Source organism: Acinetobacter sp. UBA2063 (assembly GCF_002333245.1).
Taxonomy (GTDB): domain Bacteria; phylum Pseudomonadota; class Gammaproteobacteria; order Pseudomonadales; family Moraxellaceae; genus Acinetobacter; species Acinetobacter parvus.
This window is the reverse complement of sequence record NZ_DDAH01000025.1, coordinates 35024-40070: the sequence shown is the minus strand read 5'-3', so window position 1 is coordinate 40070 and position 5047 is coordinate 35024. Positions and strand designations below refer to the sequence as shown.

The window sequence follows — 5047 nt, the reverse complement described above, 5'->3', positions numbered from 1 at the left end:
GGTTTTGGGAAAAAAGAAGAGTTTAAGGAAATTTTGGCAATTTTAAGAAAGCAGAATCCTGATAGGATAAGGGTTCTGTGAAATTTGTCGTGTACAGAGATTTTTATTGCAACTTTTGCCTAATGCCCACCATCTCGCACTGACCATTGTGTGGACACGCACACTTAAATTTCAGGCGTTTTTAGCAGACAATTCTATTCTCCATTATGCCGAATATTTACACAAATGCAAAATATATTAGGTAAACGTTTTATTTTCCGATGAATGAATTATTGTTCTTAAATAATTTCTTTTAAATATATGTCTGAATATTATATTTTTATTCCTTAAATATAAGGTTTGTATTGCAACAACCAAAAAACTTTATGATTGTTGCAAAATGTAATTTACAAATCATGTTTTCGGCAAGGTCACACCCGTTTGCCCCTGATATTTTCCGCCACGGTCTTTATAGGATATTTCACACACTTCATCACTTTCAAAGAACAGCATTTGTGCAACACCTTCGCCTGCATAAATACGTGCTGGCAAATTGGTTGTATTGGAAAACTCAAGCGTCACATGACCTTCCCACTCAGGTTCTAGTGGCGTTACATTCACAATAATGCCACAACGCGCATAAGTCGATTTACCAAGGCAAACTGTCAATACATTGCGTGGGATACGGAAGTATTCAATAGTACGTGCTAGCGCAAAGGAGTTTGGTGGAATAATGCAAACATCAGACTCAATATCAATAAAACTTCTGTCATCAAAGTTTTTTGGATCGACAATGGCAGAGTGAACATTGGTAAAAACTTTAAATTCACGTGCGCAGCGGACATCATAGCCATAGCTGGATACCCCATAGGAAATCAGTTTTTCTCCGTTTGCATCGAAACGAACTTGATTCTCTGCATAAGGTTCAATCATGCCGTGTTTTTCGCTCATTTCACGAATCCAACGATCAGATTTTATTGCCATGACTTTTTATCCAAAGACGAAGTGAATGATTGGCAGGTACTTTAACGCAAAATGACATCAATGGAAATAACAGAACCCTGCTACCTAGATTGTTCAAAGCAGCAGAAAATTAGAATTAGAGATTGATCAGAGCTGAGTAGCTAATTGGAATTGAGAAGCTGACCAAGACAACTGATGCGGTACGTTGTAATTTGGATTGCGACAGCCATTTTACTTTATTGGTGGCGAGCGCTGCACCAACAGAAATCCAGAACAATGCAATCGGGAGAATCAGTGCAACAAATGTACCCATATGCGCCATGTAGATTTGCTGACTGTTCCATGCCACTGCTGGAAAAATAGCTGAGGCAAATAATAACGCTTTAGGATTGAGTAAAGTCGCACACAATAACTCACGCGGGCGAATGGTCGGTTGGTTTAACGCCACTTTCTGATCGGCAGTACGCCATAATTTTACAGCCAGAAAAACAATATAGCCTGCGCTCAATAATTTAAGAAAAGTGGGTAATAAAGGTAGTGTAGTAGAAACTTTGCCGATCAGCATTCCCCATGCACTGATTGCAATGATATAACCAATTGCCTCTGCTGGAATGAGTAATAATGATTTACGCAACCCCACCTGAATACCTGAAGATGCAAGCAGGGTGTTGGTTGGGCCAGGAGTAAGCAAAATGGTGATGACTAAACCAATAAAAAACCATGAAATCATTGAATGACCTCACTAAAAGATGTTTTTACATTAATCCAATTGCTCATCCATAGCAAAATTTTAACTGTAAGCACTTATGACGGCATATTATTTAAGCACATGTTTTATTTATATTTTTATAATTTCAAGTCCACTTTACTCTAAAGTCACTGCATAAAAATTGGTAATTTTAAATAGGTTAAATATAACGTATTGCTTAAATCATGTTTGTAAAACAGCTCTGGTTTATAAAAAAAGACCTCTAAATTTAGAGGTCTTTTACTTTAGAAGATTCGTTTGTCATCTCTTTGGCGTTTAGGCAGCTTTTCCATGTGTTGTATTACAGCTTGGGCAATATTGATATAGCTTTGCGCCGCGCTATCCTGTGCAATCACGCTCGGCTTACCGTTATCTGCATGCTCACGAATTTTAGCATCCAGAGGCAAGCGTCCAAGCAATGGAATATGGTATTGCCCAGATAACTGATCGCCACCTCCTGTACCAAAAATCTGCTCTTCATGTCCACAGTTAGAGCAGATATGGGTGGACATATTTTCAATCACACCCAATACAGGGATGTTCACTTTATTAAATAATTCAATGCCTTTTACCGCATCCATGAGCGCAACATTTTGCGGTGTGGTCACAATGACGGCACCTGTGACTGGAATACGCTGTGCCAACGTAAGTTGAATGTCTCCAGTGCCTGGTGGCATATCAATCACCAACACATCCAGATCAGGCCACAAGGTTTGATTAAACAATTGCATGAGTGCGCCTGTTGCTTTTGGTCCTCGCCAAGCCACTGGGGTATTGTTCGCCCCAATCAGGTGCCCAATCGAAAGTACCGCCATGCCGTAAGCATCCAGTGGAACAAAGTGTTCATTTTCAATCAGGGGGGTTCTACCCGCATTACCCAGCATGGTTGGAATACTTGGGCCATAAATGTCTGCATCCAAGACCCCAACTTTTAAACCCAATTGCTGCAAGGCAAGCGCAAGGTTGACCGTAGTGGTGGATTTACCCACCCCACCTTTACCCGACGATACCAGAATCACATTCTGGATACGTGGATGGGCTGCCACATCGCGTTGCTGCGGCGCAGCTTTTTGAATTGGTGGATTATTCGGATCAGTTTCAGCTTTAGCTGAGGCATCCATGACTGGCGGTAAATTGCTATTTTCCGCTTTAGGCTTGGGTGAGCAGCTATGCGCAGCTTCGCCATGTGCTGCATGTTTTTGCTGGATGATATGAAGATTGAGTTCCTGAATCCCACACTTTTCCAAGGCTTCGGCAAGCTCATCGTGAATCTGTTGTAAATGGTCTTTTTCTCGTGGAAAGGTATTGATGGTCAGTTGTAAAACATGCTCTTGTACGTTGACCTGACTAATACGGTCTTTTAAGCGATTCTCTGAATAGGGCAGGTTATAGTTTTGTAGAACGGTTTGGATGTCATCTTCCTTGACTTCTTGCGCTGGTGAAAAAACAGATTTTAAGGAAGAAAGCCACGACATTTTGTTTACTCCAAAAACAGATCAACATATCACTGAGTTTGGCTAGTTTAGCAGTATTGCAGAATAGACGCTCACATCTACGAAGATAATTGCTCATTTTTTATAGCGTATTTTCTTCTCTCAATATGAACGTCCATGATTTAGAATTTTAGCAACGATTAACCTTTGAGTTTATTTACAGCATCGGTTGCCGCTTTCTTTAAATCATCCAGCTTAGTACTCGCCTGAGCTTTCATTTCATCAAGTTTTGCAGCAGCCTCATCTTTTAACTCAGCAGCTTTTGCCTTTGCATCATCAAGTTTATGGCTGGCCTCTTCCTTAAAGTGATCAAACTTCTCTTTTGCTGCTTGTTGAGTATCGGCTAATTTATCTTTTAGTTCATCCGCCTTGCTTGATAAAGCTGCCTTAGTTTCATCATACTTTTCACTTGCATTGCTCTTTAAGTCATCCAGAGTTTGTTCCCCTTTTTGTTTCAATTCACTCGCTTTGTCTTTTGCCTGCTGCAAGTCAGTTTTGGTTTGCTCATGGTCTTTTGATGCAAAGTTTTTAACATCTTCGACAGTTTCCTGACCTTTTTGTTTAATGTCTTTGCCCACCTCACTGACCTTATCTTTTGCCTGCTGGAAGTCTGCCTTGGTCTGTGCCAAGTCTTTCGCGGCAAAATCTTTTAACTGATCAATTTTGTCATTACTCATGGTGTTATTCCTCTTGTTATGTCGTGAAAGCTACAATTTTTTTCTGGCTATACTTATACAACGTTCTGGCAAAGCGTGGCGAAATTGCTGCAAATTGAAACAATTGGAATACAGTAAGCTTCAAATCATTGCTGATGGATAACTTTTTGAATTTTTGGATATAAAAATCCTATCAATGAATCAAGTCAATTTTAGGCTGGAAACTCTTTTTTGAAGATTTCATATAAAACATGCCAATAACGATGCAGAGACTAAATTCCAAGATCGCATTTTTCTCTCCAGCGATTTGATGCCGTGTTTATTTTCATTTAAATAGACGTACTTTGATTGAAGCCAAAGTGAAGTTTTGATGAAGTTTAAAACTAACATAGGCAGTCTAATCCGATTAAAAAGATTTCACCGATTCCCTTGTGCAAGTCTGTCTTAAGTCATGTAAAATCATCCACCTTGTAAATACGAATGAGAGAACAATATCCGTGCGTAAAATTTTAGTCACCAATGCCCTTCCTTATGCCAATGGTCCTATCCATATGGGTCACTTACTCGGTTATATCCAAGCAGATATTTGGGTTCGTGCGATGCGTGCAATGGGTCATGACGTGACTTACGTATGTGCGGATGATGCTCATGGCACAGCGATCATGTTACGTGCTGAAGCGAATGGCATTAGCCCTGAAGCGCAAATTGCCAATGTTCAGAAAGAACACATTCGTGATTTTGATGGTTTTGGTGTGCATTTCGATCATTATGATTCAACTCATAGCGATGCAAACAAAGCACGTGCATCTGAGATTTATATTAAAAACCGTGAAGCAGGCAATATCGCTGTTCGCCCTGTCACACAATTATTTGATCCTGAAAAAGGCATGTTCTTGTCTGATCGTTTCATTAAAGGCACGTGCCCGAAATGTAAAGCGGAAGATCAATACGGCGACTCATGTGAAGTCTGCGGTACAACCTATAACGCGACCGAGTTATTAAACCCACGCTCAACATTGAGTGGTGCAACGCCAGTTGAGAAATCATCAGATCACTATTTCTTTAAACTACCGAATTTCTCAGAATACTTACAGAAATGGACACGTGATCAAGGTCGTTTACCATTGTCTATTGCCAACAAGCTAGATGAATGGTTTGAATCGGGTTTATCAGATTGGGATATTTCGCGTGATGCGCCTTATTTCGGT

5 protein-coding genes are annotated in these 5047 nt (G+C 40.1%); 1 reads left to right on the top strand and 4 read right to left on the bottom strand.

Annotated features, from left to right (window positions below; genetic code table 11):
- Nucleotides 1-393 precede the first annotated feature (393 nt).
- From dcd to B4H32_RS01220, 4 genes are all read right to left on the bottom strand, one after another.
- Complete coding sequence (dcd, locus tag B4H32_RS01235; protein ID WP_004682928.1) at nt 394-963, bottom strand: dCTP deaminase; 570 nt, start codon at nt 961-963, stop codon at nt 394-396.
- 115 nt (nt 964-1078) lie between these two features.
- Complete coding sequence (locus B4H32_RS01230; RefSeq protein ID WP_004682930.1) at nt 1079-1672, bottom strand: LysE family translocator; 594 nt, start codon at nt 1670-1672, stop codon at nt 1079-1081.
- Nucleotides 1673-1935: 263 nt separating this feature from the next.
- Nucleotides 1936-3165, bottom strand: a complete 1230-nt coding sequence (gene apbC / locus B4H32_RS01225; protein ID WP_286799370.1) for an iron-sulfur cluster carrier protein ApbC — start codon at nt 3163-3165, stop codon at nt 1936-1938.
- A 158-nt stretch (nt 3166-3323) separates the two neighbouring features.
- A complete protein-coding gene (locus B4H32_RS01220) occupies nt 3324-3860 on the bottom strand; it encodes a hypothetical protein (protein ID WP_004682932.1) in 537 nt (178 codons plus the stop codon).
- A gap of 476 nt (nt 3861-4336) precedes the next feature.
- Between B4H32_RS01220 and B4H32_RS01215 the strand changes: the two genes are divergently transcribed.
- Nucleotides 4337-5047, top strand: a 711-nt coding sequence (locus tag B4H32_RS01215) for a class I tRNA ligase family protein (protein WP_286799363.1), incomplete at its 3' end; no start/stop codon positions are given.

Bases quoted from the DNA above. Each gene is read 5' to 3' on its own strand.
- dcd (WP_004682928.1), bottom strand. From the start codon at position 963: ATGGCAATAAAATCTGATCGTTGGATTCGTGAAATGAGCGAAAAACAC.
- apbC (WP_286799370.1), bottom strand. From the start codon at position 3,165: ATGTCGTGGCTTTCTTCCTTAAAATCTGTTTTTTCACCAGCGCAAGAA.
- B4H32_RS01230 (WP_004682930.1), bottom strand. From the start codon at position 1,672: ATGATTTCATGGTTTTTTATTGGTTTAGTCATCACCATTTTGCTTACT.
- B4H32_RS01220 (WP_004682932.1), bottom strand. From the start codon at position 3,860: ATGAGTAATGACAAAATTGATCAGTTAAAAGATTTTGCCGCGAAAGAC.